This is a genomic window from Microvirga sp. M2 (assembly GCF_047497095.1).
Taxonomy (GTDB): domain Bacteria; phylum Pseudomonadota; class Alphaproteobacteria; order Rhizobiales; family Beijerinckiaceae; genus Microvirga.
Genome location: NZ_CP134064.1, coordinates 166,902 through 185,255, shown reverse-complemented (window position 1 = coordinate 185,255; position 18,354 = coordinate 166,902). Strand labels below are relative to the sequence as shown.

General features: G+C 66.4%; 15 protein-coding genes. 14 read left to right on the top strand and 1 reads right to left on the bottom strand.

Annotated features, from left to right (window positions below):
• Nucleotides 1–217: 217 nt before the first annotated feature.
• From cml to RE429_RS20575, 14 genes are all read left to right on the top strand, one after another.
• Nucleotides 218–1,417, top strand: a complete 1,200-nt coding sequence (cml, locus tag RE429_RS20640; protein ID WP_414475230.1) for a CmlA/FloR family chloramphenicol efflux MFS transporter — start codon at nucleotides 218–220, stop codon at nucleotides 1,415–1,417.
• 192 nt (nucleotides 1,418–1,609) lie between these two features.
• Nucleotides 1,610–2,182 (top strand): helix-turn-helix transcriptional regulator, encoded by a 573-nt coding sequence (locus tag RE429_RS20635; RefSeq protein ID WP_414475229.1) that lies wholly within the window; start codon nucleotides 1,610–1,612, stop codon nucleotides 2,180–2,182.
• 10 nt (nucleotides 2,183–2,192) lie between these two features.
• Complete coding sequence (locus tag RE429_RS20630; RefSeq protein WP_414475228.1) at nucleotides 2,193–3,302, top strand: efflux RND transporter periplasmic adaptor subunit; 1,110 nt, start codon at nucleotides 2,193–2,195, stop codon at nucleotides 3,300–3,302.
• A 1-nt stretch (nucleotide 3,303) separates the two neighbouring features.
• Nucleotides 3,304–6,426 (top strand): efflux RND transporter permease subunit, encoded by a 3,123-nt coding sequence (locus tag RE429_RS20625; RefSeq protein ID WP_414475227.1) that lies wholly within the window; start codon nucleotides 3,304–3,306, stop codon nucleotides 6,424–6,426.
• Nucleotides 6,427–7,290: 864 nt separating this feature from the next.
• On the top strand, nucleotides 7,291–8,496 hold the full coding sequence (locus tag RE429_RS20620; RefSeq protein WP_414475226.1) for an ABC transporter substrate-binding protein: 1,206 nt from the start codon (nucleotides 7,291–7,293) through the stop codon (nucleotides 8,494–8,496).
• Between the two features lie 116 nt (nucleotides 8,497–8,612).
• Nucleotides 8,613–9,425: a branched-chain amino acid ABC transporter permease gene (locus RE429_RS20615; RefSeq protein WP_414475861.1), complete on the top strand. Its 813-nt coding sequence runs from the start codon at nucleotides 8,613–8,615 to the stop codon at nucleotides 9,423–9,425.
• Nucleotides 9,426–9,433: 8 nt separating this feature from the next.
• Nucleotides 9,434–10,408 (top strand): branched-chain amino acid ABC transporter permease, encoded by a 975-nt coding sequence (locus RE429_RS20610; protein ID WP_414475225.1) that lies wholly within the window; start codon nucleotides 9,434–9,436, stop codon nucleotides 10,406–10,408.
• Nucleotides 10,405–11,178: an ABC transporter ATP-binding protein gene (locus tag RE429_RS20605; RefSeq protein WP_414475224.1), complete on the top strand. Its 774-nt coding sequence runs from the start codon at nucleotides 10,405–10,407 to the stop codon at nucleotides 11,176–11,178. Before RE429_RS20610 ends, RE429_RS20605 begins: the two co-directional genes overlap by 4 nt.
• Nucleotides 11,175–11,885, top strand: coding sequence for an ABC transporter ATP-binding protein (locus RE429_RS20600; protein WP_414475223.1), 711 nt, complete (start codon nucleotides 11,175–11,177; stop codon nucleotides 11,883–11,885). The genes RE429_RS20605 and RE429_RS20600 overlap by 4 nt, the downstream gene beginning before the upstream one ends.
• 22 nt (nucleotides 11,886–11,907) lie before the next feature.
• Nucleotides 11,908–13,161, top strand: a complete 1,254-nt coding sequence (locus tag RE429_RS20595) for a Zn-dependent hydrolase (RefSeq protein WP_414475222.1) — start codon at nucleotides 11,908–11,910, stop codon at nucleotides 13,159–13,161.
• Nucleotides 13,162–13,262: 101 nt separating this feature from the next.
• Nucleotides 13,263–14,765 carry a M81 family metallopeptidase gene (locus RE429_RS20590; RefSeq protein WP_414475221.1) on the top strand — a complete coding sequence of 501 codons (1,503 nt, stop codon included), beginning with the start codon at nucleotides 13,263–13,265 and terminating at the stop codon, nucleotides 14,763–14,765.
• Nucleotides 14,762–15,541, top strand: coding sequence for a FadR/GntR family transcriptional regulator (locus RE429_RS20585; protein ID WP_414475220.1), 780 nt, complete (start codon nucleotides 14,762–14,764; stop codon nucleotides 15,539–15,541). The genes RE429_RS20590 and RE429_RS20585 overlap by 4 nt, the downstream gene beginning before the upstream one ends.
• Nucleotides 15,542–15,733: 192 nt before the next feature.
• The gene (locus RE429_RS20580; RefSeq protein ID WP_414475219.1) at nucleotides 15,734–16,180 is read left to right on the top strand and encodes an Lrp/AsnC family transcriptional regulator; all 447 of its coding nucleotides are present in this window, start codon (nucleotides 15,734–15,736) and stop codon (nucleotides 16,178–16,180) included.
• Nucleotides 16,181–16,470: 290 nt separating this feature from the next.
• Nucleotides 16,471–17,751, top strand: coding sequence for a D-amino acid dehydrogenase (locus RE429_RS20575; protein WP_414475218.1), 1,281 nt, complete (start codon nucleotides 16,471–16,473; stop codon nucleotides 17,749–17,751).
• 46 nt (nucleotides 17,752–17,797) lie between these two features.
• Here the strand turns inward: RE429_RS20575 and RE429_RS20570 are convergent, their stop codons facing one another.
• Complete coding sequence (locus RE429_RS20570; RefSeq protein WP_370435119.1) at nucleotides 17,798–18,346, bottom strand: cupin domain-containing protein; 549 nt, start codon at nucleotides 18,344–18,346, stop codon at nucleotides 17,798–17,800.
• Nucleotides 18,347–18,354 lie beyond the last annotated feature (8 nt).

Sequence of the window (18,354 nt, the reverse complement as noted above, 5' to 3'; positions counted from 1 at the left end):
CGCGAGGATTGCCCGCTCCAGAACGGCATGATAGTCGCAAAGCCCTCTTCCAACCCCTTGTGATCCTGGAGCCGTGGCATGGGAGCCGAGCCCTCGTCGGACAAGTAGGCCGCAACAACGTCTTCTTCTGTTGTTGCGGCGTCTGTCGAACCGATCCCAGCCCATGCTGACAGGCAGATCGCCGCCAAATGCTCCTCATTTGAGCGGATGCCTCATCATGTCTCCAAAGCCCCCCGTATGGGCCTTTTCCTTGCCGACAGCGCTCCTGCTGATGGCGCCCTTCGACATTCTCGCCTCCCTGGCGATGGATATCTACCTTCCGGTCGTTCCCGCCATGCCCGGCATTCTCGGCGCCGGCCCGGCCGTCGTTCAACTCACATTAAGCCTCTACATGGTGATGCTCGGGCTCGGTCAGATCGTCTTCGGGCCGATCTCCGACCGTATCGGGCGACGGCCCGTTCTGATCGGCGGTGCGCTCGTGTTCGCGGCGGCCTCGTTCTCTCTGGCCGCATCCTCGACGGCCATCGCCTTTGTCGCCCTTCGCTTTTTACAGGCGGTGGGGGCTTCAGCGGCCCTCGTGGCGACTTTCGCGACCGTCCGCGATGTCTATGCCGATCGCCCGGAAAGCGTGGTCATCTACAGCCTGTTCAGTTCCATGCTGGCGTTCGTGCCCGCCGTCGGGCCCATCGCCGGGGCGCTGCTCGCCGACAGCTTCGGATGGCGCTCGATCTTCGTCACGCTGGGCGTTCTTGCCGTTCCGGCCGTTCTGCACGCATCGCTGCGGTGGAAGGAAACCCGCCCGACGGCAGCCCCCATGGCACGACCCTCGTTCCTGCCCATCCTGCGCAGTTCCGCGTTCCGGACCTACACGCTCGGGTTCAGTGCCGCGATGGGAACGTTCTTCGTGTTCTTCTCGACCGCGCCGCGCATCCTCATCGACAAGGCGGGATTTTCCGAGCTGGAATTCAGTTTCGCCTTTGCGACGGTCGCGGTGGCGATGATCGTCACGGCACGGTTCGCCAAGCGGTTCGTCGCCCGGTGGGGACATCGCGGCAGCCTTCTGAGAGGCATGGCGATGCTGCTCCTGGGCGCAGGGTTCCTGAGCATCGGGCAGCTTTCGGCACCTCCATCGTTTTGGACCTTCATCGCCCCCATGTGGGTCATGGCGATCGGCATCGTGTTCACCGTGTCGGTGACGGCGAACGGCGCCCTGGAAAAATTCGGGGACACCGCCGGGGCGGCGGTGGCGCTGCATTTCTGCGTCCAGAGCCTCATCGTGAGCATCGGCGGCACTCTCGCGGTGATCGGGTTGCAGGGCGATACCGCATGGCCGCTTGCGACCTTCTCGTCGGTCATGGCCGGAATCGTGCTGATCGAACTCGGACGGTTGGATCTGCGAGGTCCCGCGCGGATATGACCGGACGGGAGGCGGGGAGATGCCCGCCTCCTGCCGGCAATCGCTGAGGGGAAGCGGCTGGCTCGCGCAGGCCGAAGGCCGGTTGGAGCCACGGCAGGGGGCCGTTCATGGACGGGTGGCCCCGATGCCCCGTGGATTGTTGACGGATCCGCGAGAAGACTCTAAGTATACTCCAAAATGGAGTATTCCAGTTTGGATACTAAAGCACTCTGTCTGGCCGTCCTGTCCATGGGCGACGCCTCCGGGTACGAGATCCGGAAACGGGTCGAGGAGGTCTTCTCGCGTTTCATGGATGTGGCGCCGAGCGGAATCTATGCCGCCTTGAAGCAGCTCGACCAGGAAGGTCTCGTCTCCGCGCGGGTCGTGCCGCAGGAGAGCCGGCCCAACAAGACCGTCTATACCCTGCTCGATCCGGGGCGCGAGGCGCTGGCCGCTTCGCTCCTCGCCTCCGAGGGACGGCACCGGATCCGCTCCGAGCTGGTCACGCTTCTGATGTTCGCCGACCTGCTTCCGCCCGAGAAGCTGCGCGATGTGCTCGTCAACCGGATTGCCGAGCTGGAGCAGATCAGGGCCGAGATGGAAGCGTCAGGCAGCGTCAGCCGTCCGGGACACCGGTTCCTGATGCGCATGGGGACGGTTCTGACCGAGGCCGAGCTCGCCTTCCTGCGCGAGAACGTTCCCGGGTTCCTGGAGGAGATGGGCCGGAACCGGTCCGGACAAGACAGGCCACCGGCCGGCCATCTCGCCGGTTCGGACGTGCTGTAGGGGCGTTGCCGTGAAGAAAGTGACAGTCGCGTGCGCCGTCATCGGCATCGTCGCCCTGGGCGCCGGAGCTGCCCGCACCATGAAGAACGACACGGCCCAGGCCGTGGCGCAGCAGGCTGCGCCTGCGGTGACGGAGCTTGCGCGCAGCGAGATCTTCGCGGTCCGTAAGGCGGACCTGCGCTTCACCGTCCCGCTCGCCGGCACCCTGCGCCCCATCGACCAGACGACCCTGAAGTCGGAAGTCGCCGCGAAGGTGTCCGAGGTTCTGGTCCAGGAGGGTCAGCCGGTGAGGAAGGGCGACGTTCTCGTCCGGCTCGATACCGCGGACCTGACCACCCGGCTCAACGAGCGCGTGGCGAATCTCGAATCCACGAAGGCGCAGCTCGCGCTTGCGGAGAAGAACCGCTCGATGAAGCTCAGCCTGCAGCAGAAGGGTTACGCGGCCCAGGCCTCCGTGGACGAGGTCGAGAGCGCCTTTCGCAGCGGGCAGGCGAATGTCCGCGCCATGCAGGCCCAGGTCGATCTGGCCCGGAAGGCCCTCGAGGACGCCGTCGTGAGAGCCCCTATGGACGGCTTCGTGTCCGAGCGCGCCGTCAATCCGGGCGACAAGGTGCCGGTCGACGGCAAGCTCGTCGTTCTCATCGACCTGGCCCGGCTCGAGATCGAGGCGCCCATCCCCACGAACGAGATCGCACGCGTGGCGGTCGGCCAGAAGGCGCTTTTCCGCGTGCCGGGCTTGGAGGGGCGGGAGTTCGAAGGGCGCGTCGAGCGCATCAATCCGACCACCAAGGCGGGCTCGCGTTCGATCCCGGCCTATATCCGGGTCGAGAACGCCGACATGGTCCTGCGCGGCGGCATGTTCGCCTCGGGCGACATCGTCGTGCGCGAGGTCGGGGACGTGATCGCGGTGCCCCCGGAGGCTCTGCGCGGCGGCCAGAGCCACCGCTACGTGCTCAAGCTCGACGGGGACCGGATCGCCCGTCAGCCCGTCGAGGTGTCGAGCGATGCCACGGCCACGCTGGTCGCTGTGAACTCGGGCCTGTCGGAAGGCGACACCGTCGTGAGCGCACCGTCCATTCTCCTGGAGCCGGGAACTCCGGTCCGCATCGGCGATCATTAAGATGTTCCTCACGCGCATCAGCATCAACAACCCGGTCTTCGCCACCATGATGATGGTGGCGATCCTCGTCGTCGGGCTGTTCTCCTATCAGCGCCTCGGCGTGGACCAGTTTCCGGACGTGGACATTCCGACCATCGTGGTGACCGCGTCCTATCCGGGCGCGTCGCCGGAAGCCGTCGAGAGCGATGTCACCCGCAAGATCGAGGACGCCATCAACACGATCAGCGGCCTCGACACGCTCACCTCCCGCTCGGTCGAGGGCCGCTCCATCGTCATCGCGCAGTTCACCCTCGACACGCCTGCCGCCGTCGCCGTTCAGGACGTGCGCGAGAAGGTGTCCGGCATCCGCGGTCAGCTGCGCGACGAGGTCGACGATCCGACCGTGACCCGCTTCGATCCGGACAGCGCGCCCATCGTGTCGGTGGCGGTCGAATCTCCCTCGCGCTCGCTGCGCGAGCTGACGACCCTCGCCGACGAGGTCGTGCTCAAGCGCATCCAGACCGTGCGCGGCGTGGGCAGCGCCACGATCGTCGGCGGGGTGAAGCGCCAGGTCGAGGTGCGGCTGAAGCCCGACCGCATGCAGGCGCTCGCCATCGGCGTGGACCAGGTTGTGACGACGATCCGATCGGAGAACCAGGATCTGCCCGCCGGCAACGTGACGCGCGGGCGCGACGACAAGGTGGTGCAGATCGAAGGATCGGTGAAGGAGCCGCGCGAGATCGGCAACTTCATCGTGGCGCAGCGCGGCGGGTCACCGGTGCGCCTGTCGGAGGTCGCGGACGTCATCGACGGCCAGGAGGAGAAGACGAACCTCGCACTATTCAACGGCAAGCCCGCGCTCGCCGTGGACGTGGTCAAGGTGCAGGGCGCCAACACCATCGAGGTGGCCGACGGCGTGTTCAGAGCCGTGAGCGATCTCAAGCGCTCGCTGCCCTCCGATGTCGGATTGTCCGTCGTCAAGGATTCCTCAAAGGGCATCCGCAGCTCGGTGCACAACGTGCAGAGCACGATGCTCGAAGGCGCGGTCCTCACGGTCGCCATCGTGTTCCTGTTCCTGCATTCGTGGCGCTCGACGGTCATCACGGGCCTGACGCTGCCGATATCGGTCATCGGAACCTTCGCGGCGCTCGCCTTCATGGGCTTCACACTCAACAGCATGACCCTCATGGCGCTGTCGCTCGCGATCGGCATTCTCATCGACGACGCCATCGTGGTGCGCGAGAACATCGCCCGGCATCTCGAGATGGGCGCCGGTCATTTCGAGGCCGCCTTGAAGGGCACGCAGGAAATCGGCCTCGCCGTGGTGGCGACGACGCTCGCCATCGTAGCGGTATTCGCGCCCGTGGCCTTCATGGGCGGCCTGATCGGCAAGTTCTTCTATCAGTTCGGCATCACCGTCTCGGTGGCGGTGCTGATCTCGCTCTTCGTATCGTTCACCCTCGATCCCATGCTGTCGAGCGTGTGGCACGATCCCTCGATCGGCCGGAAGCCGCGCGGACCGATCGGCTGGATCGCGCGCCTGTCCGACGGCGTGACGGAGGGGATCCTGGCCGTGTATCGCCCGCTCATGCGTTTCAGCCTGCGGCGGCGCTGGGTCGTGATGCTCGCGGCCATCGGCATCTTCGTAGGCAGCTTCGCGCTCGTGCCGATGATCGGCGTCGAATTCGTGCCGAGCGCCGACATGGGCGAGATGACCGTGAAGGTCACGGCGCCCGTGGGCTCCTCGCTCGACTACACGCAGACGAAAGCCCGCCAGGCCGAAGCCGCCATCAAGGAATTCCCGGAGGTGGACTTCACCTATGCGGCGATCAACAGCGGTCAGGCGGCCGGCAAGAACGAGGCGAGCATCGCGATCACCCTCAAGCCCATCCATGAGCGCACGCGCTCGGCGTCGCAGCTGGTGGATTTGATGCGCGCGCGCCTGAAGGCCATTCCCGGCATCGATCTCGCGGTCGGCCTGCCGGGTGTCGGCGACGGCAAGCCGGTGCAGGTCTCCGTGCAGGGTCCCAACCTGGACGAGCTCGCTCGGATCGCGAAGGAGACCGCCGCCATCATGGCGCGGGTTCCCGGCGTGGTCGACCTGGAATCGAGCCTGAAGGCCGCGCGCCCGACGATTGCCGTCAGCCTCGACCGCGAGCTCGCGAGCGATCTCGGAGTGAGCCTGCAGCAGGTGTCGAATACCCTGCGTCCCCTGTTGTCCGGCGAGGATGCCTCGAGCTTCCGTGCGCCCAACGGCGAGAACTACGACGTCAACGTGCGACTGCCCGAGACCGGGCGCGAGTCGCGCGAGGACCTGTCGCGCCTCTATCTCGCCAGCAAGCTGACGAACGAGGACGGCACGCCCAGGATGGTGGCTTTGCGCGAAGTGGCGAAGCTGGAGCCGGGGGTGGGGCCCTCCCAGATCAACCGGCGCGACCTCGCGCGCGAGGTGCAGATCACGGCCAATGTCAGCGGCCGCGCCGCGGGCGATGTCACCCGCGAGATCGGCGCGGCGCTCAAGGATGTGAAGCTTCCGGCAGGCTACCGGTTCGTGTCCGGAGGCTCCGCGAAGAACATCCAGGAGACCTCCGGCTATGCGGGCTCGGCGCTGCTTCTGGCGGTGGTCTTCATCTACATCATCCTGGCGTCGCAGTTCGGCAGCTTCCTTCAGCCGCTGGCCATCATGGCGTCGCTGCCCCTGTCGCTGGTCGGTGTGTTCCTCGGCCTCCTGGCCTGGGGCTCGACGCTCAACATGATGTCGGCCATCGGCTTCATCATGCTGATGGGCCTCGTGGTGAAGAATGCGATCCTGCTGGTCGACTTCGTCAACCAGGCCCGCAAGCGCGGCATGGAGCGCTCCGCGGCGATCATGCAGGCGGCGGAGGTGCGCCTGCGCCCGATCCTCATGACGACGCTCGCGATGATCTTCGGCATGATCCCGATGGCGCTCGGATTGGGGGAGGGCGGCTCGCAGCGCGCCGGCATGGCGCACGCAGTGATCGGCGGCCTGATCAGCTCCACCGTTCTCACCCTGGTGGTGGTTCCGGTCGCGCTGACCCTGCTGGAGGACATGGCGCGAAAGTTCGGTTTCGGGCGCAAGGCGCCTCAGCGTGAGGGCGCTCCGAGGCTGCAGGCGGCGGAGTAGGGGAGCGTCCTCCGCGATCCCGACGCGATGGTCGCATGTGACAAGGCGCGTGATTGTGTCCTGTCACATGCGGAGCTTCGGACGCGGTTCACCGGTAGCTGACGCAGCAGGGTCGATCGGCCACGCGCATGCGACGCTCACTCTCACGACATCGATTCCATATGAGTTTCCGCACGTCCGAATACATGCTGCGGCCTCGCATGCAGGCATCGATCGGATGCTGATTCCACTTTTCGTGGAATCGACACTTTTCCTTGCCGTTCTGCTTTATTTGACGGCGAACCGGACCGCTTCGCCGGAAAATGCTCAAGCCCTCGCGTCATGCCGACAGCGCAGCCCTTTCATGTGGCGGCACAGCTTGCAAACACGTGGCATGCAGCCCATATCAACAGCGGCTGATTTGAACGCGGCGGCGCTATTCTTCCTCCCGGCGTCGCCGTATCGGCCGTTCCCTCTGGAAGGTTTTGACTGAACTGTCGGACCTCAACTTCGCCGGGCCTTTGGCCCGGCTTTTTTCTTGCCCGGCTTTTTCTTGCCTCGATTGAAGGCGCGCCGATGCCGCCGCGCATCGCCGCTCGCGGGCTTCACGGCAACTTCCGCCAGAGCCGTTTCCCCATGCGTGGAATTCTCTCCGTTCTTTGGATCCGCCGCATTTTGTCGGCGAACCGGATCCGCTTCACCGAACAATGCCCTGGGCGCCGGGCACGGCCGCTCACCGCCCCGCGTCACGCCCTGGGCAGGCGGTCCCGATCCTGTCCGGTCTTCCGATCCTGCCGATCCGCTTCGGGCTCCCCCCTCTTGACACTCCGCATTCTATGATAACTATACGTATAAATAGAACAAATAAATATCCCAGAGGTTTCCATGCTCAACCGTCGTGATCTGCTGAAACTGTCCTGCCTGGGTGCGGGCTCGCTGCTCCTGCCCGCCGGGCTCCGCCCGGCCTTCGCGGCCGGCGAGGCCATCACCATCGGGGCCCCGCTGCCCATGTCGGGCCCCTTCGCGGCCAACGGCAAGTTCGGCTCCATGGGCACTGCCATGATCGTCGAGGAGGTCGGCCGGATCCTCGACCGCAAGCTCGCCTATCAGGAGATCGACACGGAAGGAAAGCCCGCGACGGCGGTGCGCAAGGTGCAGGAGGCGATGGAGCGCGGCTCGACGCTGTTCGCCGGCGGCATCCTGTCGTCCGAGGCCCTCGCGATGGGCAAGGAGGTCGCGAAGGGCAAAGGCGTCTTCATCACGACGGCCGGCGCCGACGAGATCACCGGCTCCGAGTGCAACAAGGGCACGTTCCGGTGGAGCGTGCCGACTTTCGGGGCCATTGAGCAGACCGTGCGCCCGCTCGTCGAGCAGCTGCCGAACGCCAAGCGCTGGTACACGATCACGCCGCAATATGTGTTCGGCGACGGCCTCCTCAACGCCGCCAAGGCGATCTTCAAAGAGAAGGGGATCGAGCATGTCGGCAACAGCTATCACTCGCTCACCGAGAAGGAGTTCAGCGGCTACCTGACCAACGCCATGGCGGCGAAGCCCGACGCGCTCCTCATCCTCAATTTCGGATCGCAATCCTCCGACACCCTGCGCCAGGCCGTCAGCTTCGGCATGAAGAAGCGCATGACGATCCTGCTCGCCTGGGCGTCCGGCCTCGAGCAGTTCGAGACCCTCGGGCCCGACCTGATGGAGGGTGTCTATTTCGGCGCGCAGTACTGGCACGGCATCGACTCGGCGTTCAACCGCGAGCTGGTCGCCAAGGTTCAGGCCAAGCACAAGATGAACCCGAACTACGCCTTCGCGAGCGCCTATCTGACCACGAAGATCCTGATCGACGCGGCCGCGAAGGCGGGGAGCACGGAAGGCGAGGCGGTCGTCAAGGCGATGGAGGGCATGAAATATGCCGGCCTCACCGGCGACGAGGAGATCCGCGCGGCCGACCATCAGGTGATCAAGAACTACTACCTTCTGAAGGGCAAGGCCAAGAGCGCCATGAAGGACAAGGACGACTACGCCGACATCATCAGCTTCGGCCAGTCGTTCCAGACTCCGGAGCAAGCCCAGTGCAAGATGGCCTGACCATCGGCCGGGACGGCACGCGGCCGTCCCCTTTTTCTTGCGAAGATTGATCGGCTCCAACGTCAGGTGCCCGCGTGATTTATCTGTTTCAGCTGGTGAACGGCATCGGCCTGGGAATGCTCTACTTCCTGCTCGCGGTGGGATTGAGCATCATCTTCGGGCTGCTTCATTTCGTGAATTTCGCCCACGGCGCATTCTATCTCCTGGGCGCCTATCTCGTTTATGACATGACCGAGCGCGGCGTGAATTTCTGGGCGGCGCTTCTTGTGGCGCCGATCATCGTCGGGGCGCTTGCGGCCCTTACGGAAGCCGTGCTCCTGCGGCGCATCTATCATCTGCCGCATACGTTCCACATCCTCGTGACCGTCGGGCTCGCCCTGATGGTGCAGGAGCTCGTCATCATCCTGTGGGGTCCGGTGGGCGGCAATGTCTCGACGCCCGATGCTCTGAGCGGCGTCGTCATCCTGGGCGACTTCATCTATCCGCAATACCGCCTCTTCGTCATCGGCCTGACCCTCGTGCTGGCGCTCGGGCTCTGGTGGCTTCTGGAGGGAACGCGGCTCGGCGCCGTGGTGCGGGCGGGCTCGGAATCGACCGACATGGTGTCGCTGCTCGGCATCGACATCCTGCGGGTGAACACGGCCGTCTTCGCCCTCGGCGCGGGCCTCGCGGGCCTTGCCGGAGCGCTTGCGGCTCCGATCCGCGGCGTCGAGCCCTTCATGGGCGTCGAGGCGCTCGGCATCGCCTTCGTGGTCGTCGTCATCGGCGGCATGGGCAGCTATACGGGCGCGCTCATCGCGGGCCTCCTGGTGGGAATCGTGCAGAGCGTCATGACGACGCTCTGGCCCGAGGGCGCCCGCCTGATGATCTATCTCGGCATGGGGCTCGTCATCCTGACGATGCCGCGCGGCCTGCTCGGACGCGCATGAGGGATGCCATGATGAACCGCGCGTCTCTTCACTTCCTGCTCGCCGCTCTCGTGGCGCTCGCGCTGCCGCTCTTCATGCGGTCGGGCACGCTCGCATCCGAGGTGCTGATCTTCGCCATGGCGGCGGCGGCCTGCAATCTTCTTCTCGGCTATACGGGCCTTCTGTCCTTCGGTCAGGGAATATTCTTCGGGCTCGGGAGCTATGCGGTCGGCCTGACCTTGCTGCACACCTCGCTTCCGCTCGGCCTAGCGCTCGTGCTCGCAGGGCTTGCAGGCGCGGTCGCGGCCACGGGGGTCGGCTGGCTCTCGATCCGCCGGCAGGGCGTCTATTTCGTCATGCTGACGCTCGCCTTCTCGCAGTTCTTCTACTTCCTCGCCTATACGTTCAAGGACGTCACGGGCGGCGACAACGGCCTTCTCAACATTCCCCGGCCCGCCGTCGGACCGTTCCCGCTGCAGGATTCCTGGGCCTACTATGCCTTCGTGGCGGTGCTCTTCCTCGTCGTCTTCGCGGCCCTGCAGCGGGTCGCGGGCTCCACCTTCGGGCGCACCCTGCTGGCGGTGCGCGACAACGAGGAGCGTGCGCGCGCGATCGGCTTTCCCGTCCGGCTCTTCAAGCTCACGGCCTTCGCGGTCTCCGGCGCGGTGACGGGTCTCGCCGGAGCGCTCCATGCGCTCCTCATCGGAGTCGCGCCCCTGTCGAACATCGAATACCACATGAGCGAGAGCATCCTGATCATGACGATCATCGGCGGCAGCGGCAACCTGTTCGCGTCCGTGCTGGGAGCCGGCTTCTACGTGATCGTGTCGGATCTGCTCTCGTCGATCTGGCCGCGCTGGCTTCTCCTTCTCGGCGGGCTTCTCATCGCGGTGGCGCTCTTCATGCAGAAGGGCCTGTGGGGGCTCATCGAGCGGCTCGTCGAGACGCTGCGCAACGGCCGCGGCTCGTCCGCCCGGCCCGAATCCGAGGGGAGGGGCCTATGAGCACGCGGCCTCCGATCCTCGCGGCCGACAAGCTCGGCGTCCGCTACGGCAGTTTCGTCGCGCTCTCGGACGTCACGCTGACCATCCGGCCCAACTCGATCCATTCCGTGATCGGCCCGAACGGCGCGGGAAAGACCACCCTGTTCCACGCCCTCACCGGCCGCGTGCGGGCCTCGAGCGGACGGATCACCCTCAACGGTCGCGACATCACGCATCTCTCCGACGACAAGAGAGTGCCCCTGGGCATCGCGCGCTCCTTCCAGGTGACGAGCCTTTTCCAGAACCTGAGCGTCCGGGAGAATCTGCGCCTGGCGGCACAGGGGCGCGCGCCCCTGCAGGCGCTCGCGCTCTGGCGCGGAGTCGATCCGCGCGGCAATGCCCTCGCCATCGCCGACGAGGTCATGGAACGCCTGGAGCTGACTCATGTCTCGGAGCGGGCTGCGGGCGAACTCTCGCACGGGCAGCAGCGGCGGCTCGAGGTCGGCATGGCGGTCGCCGCGAAACCCGGGCTGATCCTGCTCGACGAGCCGACATCGGGAATGGGAATCGACGACGTCGAGGCCATGAAGGCCCTGATCCGCGATCTGGGCCGCGACCACACGGTGCTCTTCATCGAGCACAACATGGGTATCGTCATGAACATCAGCGACACCGTGACGGTCATGCGCGCGGGCCGCGTGCTGGTGGAGGGACCGCCTGTCCTGGTGCGGGACGATCCCGAGGTGCGGCGCGCCTATCTCGGCAACATGATCACGGGTGATCTCGCATGAGTTCGGCATTGCTCGAAATCGAAAACGTGCACGGCCATTACGGCAAGAGCCATATCCTTCAGGGCGTCACGCTCGAGGTGCGGGCCGGCGAGGTCGTGACGCTGCTCGGCCGGAACGGCGCCGGAAAGACCTCGACCCTGAAGAGCATCAGCGGCCTGCTCTCGCCGAGCGCCGGGCGCGTGCGCTTTTCGGGAACGGACATCACGGGATGGCGTCCTCACAGGATCGCGCAGCGCGGCCTCGCCCTCGTGCCCGAAAACCGCGGCATCTTCGGCCTGCTCAGCGTCGAGGAGAACCTGCGCATCGCGGAGCGGAAGGGCTCGCCCTGGTCGCTGAAGGACGTGTACGCGATCTTTCCGCGTCTCGAAGAGCGCCGCCGCAACGGTGGCGGCCAGCTCTCCGGCGGCGAGCAGCAGATGCTGGCCATCGCGCGCGCCCTTCTCAACGCGCCCAAGCTCCTGATGCTGGACGAACCCGTCGAAGGACTGGCGCCCGTGATCGTCGACGAGATCGTCGACCAGATCAGGAAGATCCGCGCGACCGGAATCCCGATCCTGCTCGTCGAGCAGAATCTCGCCGTCTGCACCGAGCTCGCCGACCGCCACTACATCCTGGAGCTCGGCCGGGTCGCCTATCACGGCACCCATGCCGAGTTCGCGGCCGACGAGGCGACGAAGGACCGCTATCTGGGCGTGAAGGCCCATTGAACCCCGCGTTTTGGTAGAGCGAATGACGTCAAATCTCCGGATCGATGCCCAGCGCCTCTGGGACAGTTTGATGGACACGGCCCGGATCGGCGGAACGCCGAAGGGCGGCGTGTCGCGGCTGACCCTGACGGAGACCGACAGGCAGGTGCGCGACTGGCTCAAACGCGAATGCGAGAGGCTCGGCTGCACCGTGACGGTCGACGAGGTCGGCAACATGTTCGCCCTGCGGCCCGGCAGGCGCGCCGATCTTCCCCCCATCGCGATCGGAAGCCATCTCGACACGCAGCCGACCGGCGGAAAGTTCGACGGGATCCTCGGGGTGCTCGGCGGCCTCGAAATCCTCAAGACCCTGCACGACGCCGGCTACGAGACGAACGCGCCCCTCATGCTGGTGAACTGGACCAACGAGGAGGGATCGCGCTTCGCGCCCGCGATGCTGGGATCGGGCGTCTATGCGGGCGTCTTCGACCGGGCCTATGCGGACAGCCGGGCGGATCGCCAGGGCGTCACCTTCGGCGAAGCCATCGAGGCGATCGGCTATCGCGGCGACGCCAAGGCGGGGTCGGTCACGTTCGGGGCGATGTTCGAGCTGCATATCGAACAGGGCCCCATCCTCGAACAGGAGGAGAAGGTCGTCGGGATCGTCGAGGGCGTCCAGGGCATGCGCTGGTACGAGATCTCCGTCACGGGCCGCGAGGCGCATACGGGCTCGACCCCGATGCCCATGCGGCGCGATGCCCTCGTGGGCGCGGCGCGGCTCATCGACCGGATCGAGGCCATCGCCCTGGAGCATGCGCCTTCCGCCGTGGGTTCCGTCGGGCTGATCGAGGTTCAGCCCAATTCGCGAAACGTCGTGCCGGGGCACGTGTTCTTCACGGTGGATTTCCGCCATCCCGAGGACGGCGTCCTCGACGCCATGGAGCAGAAGCTCATGGCCGCCGTCGACGGGATGGCCGCCCAGGGCGCTCTTGCCGTGGAATCCAGAAAAGTCTGGGAATCGCCCGCCGTCAGGTTCGATGCCGGCTGCCTCGCTTCCGTGCGCAGGAGCGCGCAGGCGGCGGGATTTCCGGCCCGCCTCATGATTTCGGGCGCCGGTCACGACGCGGCCTATATCGCCCGCGTCGCGCCGACCGCCATGATCTTCGTGCCCTGCGCGGGCGGGCTGAGCCACAACGAGGAGGAAAGCACCTCCTTTTCGGAATGCGCGGCGGGCGCGCAGGTGCTCCTCGGCGCGGTTCTCGATTACGATGGGCGCGGGGCGGAACGCCCGAGCTGACGCGCATCGGGCAAAGCCGCCCGCGGCTCGCCGGGATGCAGAAAACCCATCGGCGCGGGCAGCGCCTTTACAAGGATAGGCCTTCACAAGGATAGACCGGCATGCGCTTCGTTGTCGCCCGCATGAATCATGAAACCAATACGTTCTCGCCGGTGCCGACGCCGCTTGCGTCGTTCAATCCCCGCTGGGGCCGGGACGCCCTGCAGGCGGGCGAAGGTTCGAGCACGGCCATGGGCGCGTTCCTGGCCTTCGCGGAGGAGCGGGGCGCGGAAGTCTCCACGCCCGTCTTCGCGACCGCCAACCCGAGCGGCCCCGTCGCGGACGACGCTTTCGAGGCCATGGCGGCCGCCATCGTCGATGCCGTCGGGCAGGGATGCGACGCGGTCCTTCTCGATCTTCACGGTGCGATGGTGACGGAGAGCCTCGATGACGGCGAGGGCGCGCTTCTCGCGCGCATCCGCGCCGTCGCGCCGGATGTGCCGGTCGGCGTCGCCCTCGACCTTCACGGCAACATCACCGCGCGCATGGTCGCCAACGCCGACGTGCTCGTCGGCTTCAAGACCTATCCTCATGTGGACATGGCCGAGACCGGCGCCCACGTGGCCCGGCTCGTCGGGCGCATGCTCGACGAGCGGCTCGCGCCGCAGCGCGCGTGGTGCCATCCGCCGCAGCTGGCCCATACCCTGAGGATGAATACCGGCGTTCCCGGCGCCATGCAGGATGCGATTTTTGCCGCGCGGGAGGCGGAGGCGCGGCCCGGCGTGCTCGCGGTCAGCGTCTTCGGCGGCTTTCCCATCGCCGATATCCCGGAGGCCGGCGTATCGGTGATCGCGGTCGCGGAAACGGCCGATCTCGCGGTAAAGGCGGCGCGTGATGTCGGCCGGCTCCTGTGGGAGCGCCGCGCCGAGTTCGTGTATCACGAGGAGCCGCTGTCCCGCTCGATCACGGCCGCGCGCGCCGCCGCCGGGAGAGCAGGGCAGGGTCCCGTGCTCCTGCTCGACCACGGCGACAACTGCATGTCGGGCGGCACCTGCGATACCATGGACGTGCTCGGCGAGGCGCTGGAGCAGGGCCTCGACGACATCGTCGCGGGCCCGATCTGCGATCCCGACGCCGTGGCGGCCATGATGGCGGCGGGCGTCGGCGCGCGGATCGCGCTCGGAATCGGCAACCGGGTGGCCATGCCTCGCATCGGCGTGTCGAAGCGCCCGCTGGAGCTCGACGGGGTCGTGCAGGTCCTCGGCGACGGGGAATACACGATCAGCGGGCCGACCTATACGGGCATGCGCTGCTCCATGGGGCGTGCCGCCGTTCTGGATACCGGCCGGGCGCGGGTGCTCGTGACCGAGCTTCCCCACGAGCCGTGGGACCTCGCCGTGTTCACCAGCGTCGGCCTCGACCCACGCGCGTGCCGCTACCTGATCCTGAAATCGCGCATGTATTGCCGCCCGGTCTTCGAGCCCGTCGCCAGGGCGGTCGTCGAATGCGCGAGCCGCGGCGTGACGAGTTCGGATTACAAGTTATTCCGTTTCGAAAAGCTCGCCCGTCCGATATACCCTCTTCAGGAAGACGTCCCCTGGAGACCTGAGGCGGTGCGACCATGACAAGCGACAAGGAAGGCCTTCCGGCCCGCGGGCGGGGACGGATGCGGCGCACGAAGCTCTCGGACCAGATCGCCGAGGACCTGAGGCGCTGGATCGCGCGCGAGGGCCTGAAGCCGGGCGACCGGCTGCCCAACGAGAAGACGCTGATGCAGCATTACGGCTGCGCGAAAGGCACATTGCGCGAGGCCCTGAAGGCCCTCGAGGTGCAGGGGCTCGTCAAGATGCAGACCGGCCCGCACGGCGGCGCCGAGATCCAGCCCGTCTCCATCGACGCGGCCATGCAGCAGCTGCGCAGCTACCTCCATTTCCAGGTGCTGGACTTCGAGCAGATCTACGTCCTCCGGCGCAGCCTCGAAGTCTCCCTGGCGGAGAGCGTCGTCGGCCGCCTGACGGAGGACCAGCTCACGCGGCTGGAGGCCAATATAGAGCAATGCGTCGAAGCCCGAGACAGCGGCGACCGCGTCGCGGGACGGCGGCTCGAAATCGAGTTCCACGACATTCTCTGCGAGAGCTGCGACAATCCTCTGCTCGCCTTCATCTGCCGCTTCCTGAACGGTCTCCTGCGCGATCTCGTCGAGTTCCGCAGCGACCGCTACGACGCGCACGAGGCCTTCGGGCAGCACAACGTGACGAGCCACCGGGATCTCGTGGCGGCCTTCCGGGCTAAGGACCGCCGCGCCGTCAGCCGGATCATGCGGGAGCACATGTGCTGCGCGGAGAGCTTCATGCAGCGCCTCGACGCGTCCTTCCGGTCCGATCTCCTGAGCAGGGCCTGAGACCGGTCGCCTTGGACGGGCGATTGCGCTCGAGCATCGGACCCAAAAGTGGAATCCACTTTTGGGATCGATCCGATGCTCCATCGCATAGCGCATCGTGCGAAAAACCGGCTCCACTTTTTCGCACGATGCGCTATGCGATGGCGCATCTCCGCCGGAGCTGTTCGATCCTTAACCGACCCTTGAGCCGCCATGGACGCCATAGACCAGCGCATCATCAGCATTCTCCGGGCCGACGGGCGCATCACGAATGCCGACCTCGCCGAGAAGGTCGGGCTCTCTCCCTCGGCATGCCTGCGCCGGGTGCGGCTTCTGGAGGAGAGCGGGACGATCCGGGGATACTCCGCCCTGATCAACGACAGGGCCGCCGCGACCGAGACCGTCGTGATCGTGCAGATCACCCTGGAGCGGCAGACGGACGAGTATCTCCGGCGCTTCGAGAAGGCCGCCTGCCAATGTCCCGACATCCGGGAGTGCTATCTCATGACCGGGACCTCGGACTACCTGCTGCGCGTCGCCGTTCCCGACGCGGCGAGCTACGAGCGCATTCACACGGACGTCCTCTCCTGCCTGCCCGGGGTCGCCCGCATTCAATCGAGCTTCGCGATCCGGGCGGTCATCAAGCCGCCGGATCTTTAGCGGCCCCACATTCCGTTGCGGAAGATTCTCGGGCGCCGGGTGCGACGGCATAAAGTTCGATTCCATCGAAGTTTATGACGCCAGGAGCATGTAGATCCGCGAAGTCTACGACGCTTCGGCAGGAAATGCAGGGCGATTTGCGTCACCTTTGATCGTCCTTCGAGGTGCCTCCCGTGCCGCTTTCCCGTTCGACGCCTCTTGCTCCGGCTCGTTCGATCCCGCCGACGACGGCTGTCGGCCCGGGCGCCCGCGACCACCTTCATCGCATCCATCCCTAAGGGTCACGAACCATGCGCGTTCTCGTTCTCGGCAGCGGCGTCGTCGGCGTCACGTCCGCCTATTACCTCGCCAGGCAGGGCCACGAAGTGACCGTGCTGGACCGCCAGCCCGCCGCCGGCATGGAGACGAGCTTCGCCAATGCCGGGCAGGTCTCGCCCGGCTATTCCGCGCCCTGGGCCGCTCCGGGCATTCCGATCAAGGCCATGAAGTGGCTCATGATGAAGCACCGGCCCCTGGTGCTCTGGCCGCGCACCGAGCTGCGCCTCTGGGGCTGGCTTGCCCATATGCTGGCCAATTGCACCGAGGAGGCCTATCGGCGCAATAAGGGCCGCATGGTCAGCTTGGCCGAGTACAGCCGGGATTGTCTGCGCGAGCTGCGGCAGGAGACGGGCATCGCCTACGACCACCGGGAGAAGGGGCTGCTCCAGCTCTTCCGCACGCAGAAGCAGCTCGACGGAATCGGCGAGGACACGGCCGTTCTCGACGCCTATGGCGTTCCCTACGAGATCCTGGACCCCGCCGGATGCGTCGCCGTCGAACCGGCCTTGGGCCTCGTCAGGAGCAAGGTGGCCGGCGGCCTGCGTCTTCTCGGCGACGAGACCGGGGACGCCCACCTGTTCACGCAGCGGCTTGCCGTGATCGCGGAGAGCCTGGGCGTTCAGTTCCGATACGGCATATCCGTCCGAAAACTGCTCACCGAAGGCGACCGGATCTCCGGCGTTCAGGTGGAGGGTGGCGAGGTGCTCACCGCCGACGCCTACGTGGCGGCCATGGGCAGCTATACGCCCCAGCTGGTGAAGCCGCTGGGAATCCACCTGCCGGTCTATCCGGTGAAGGGCTATTCCCTGACGATGCCCGTCGTGAACCCCGATGCGGCGCCCGTGTCGACCGTGATGGACGAGACCTACAAGGTCGGGATCACGCGCCTGGGCGACCGGATCCGGGTCGGCGGCACGGCGGAGCTGGCGGGCTTCAGCCAGCGCCTGAGGGCGCCGCGGCGGGCGACGCTGGAGCACTCGGTCACCGACCTGTTCCCGCAGGGTGGCGACGTCCGGCAGGCCAGTTTCTGGACGGGGTTGCGGCCGATGACGCCGGACGGCACGCCCGTGGTGGGCCCGACCCGGTACAAAAACCTCTACACGAATACCGGTCACGGAACGCTGGGATGGACCATGGCCTGCGGCTCCGGCCGTGTCCTCGCCGACCTGATCTCGGGCCGGGCGCCGGAGGTGTCCCACACGGATCTCGCCGTCGATCGCTACCGGGACGAATGGCGGTTCCAGGCTGCATGAACGGCTGTTTCGCAGCTCGAAACGCCGGGGTTCCAACCGTGAAGTGTCAGAACGTCGGCGGCGTGCAGGCGCTCACGACCTCGCAAGGCACCGGGCCGACGCAGCGGAAGCGGTGCGGTCTCCAGCTTTCGAAATAATAGGCGTCGCCCGGCCCGAGGATTCGCCGCTCGTCGTCGACGGTGACTTCCAGGCGCCCGCTCAGCACGATGCCGCCCTCTTCGCCTTGGTGCGTCAGGGGGATCTTGCCCGTATCCGCGCCGGGCTCATATCGCTCCTTGAGGATCTGAAGCGCTCGACCGAACAGGTTGTTTCCGACCTGGCGGTAGGAGATCTTGCCCTTTCCGATTTCGACCAGCTCGTCCGAGCGGTAGAAGGCCTGCTTCGGCTTCTCGGGCTCCAGAGCGAAGAACTCCGCCAGGCCGATCGGGATGCCGTCCAGGATGCGCTTGAGCGCACCGACGGAAGGGTTGGTCTGGTTGGATTCGATCAGCGAAATCGTTGAATTGGTGATGCCTGCGCGCCTGGCGAGCTCGCGCTGGGACAGGTTGTGGAGCCCCCGGACATAGCGCAGCCGGCCGCCTAGATCGAATTCCATTCCGTCAC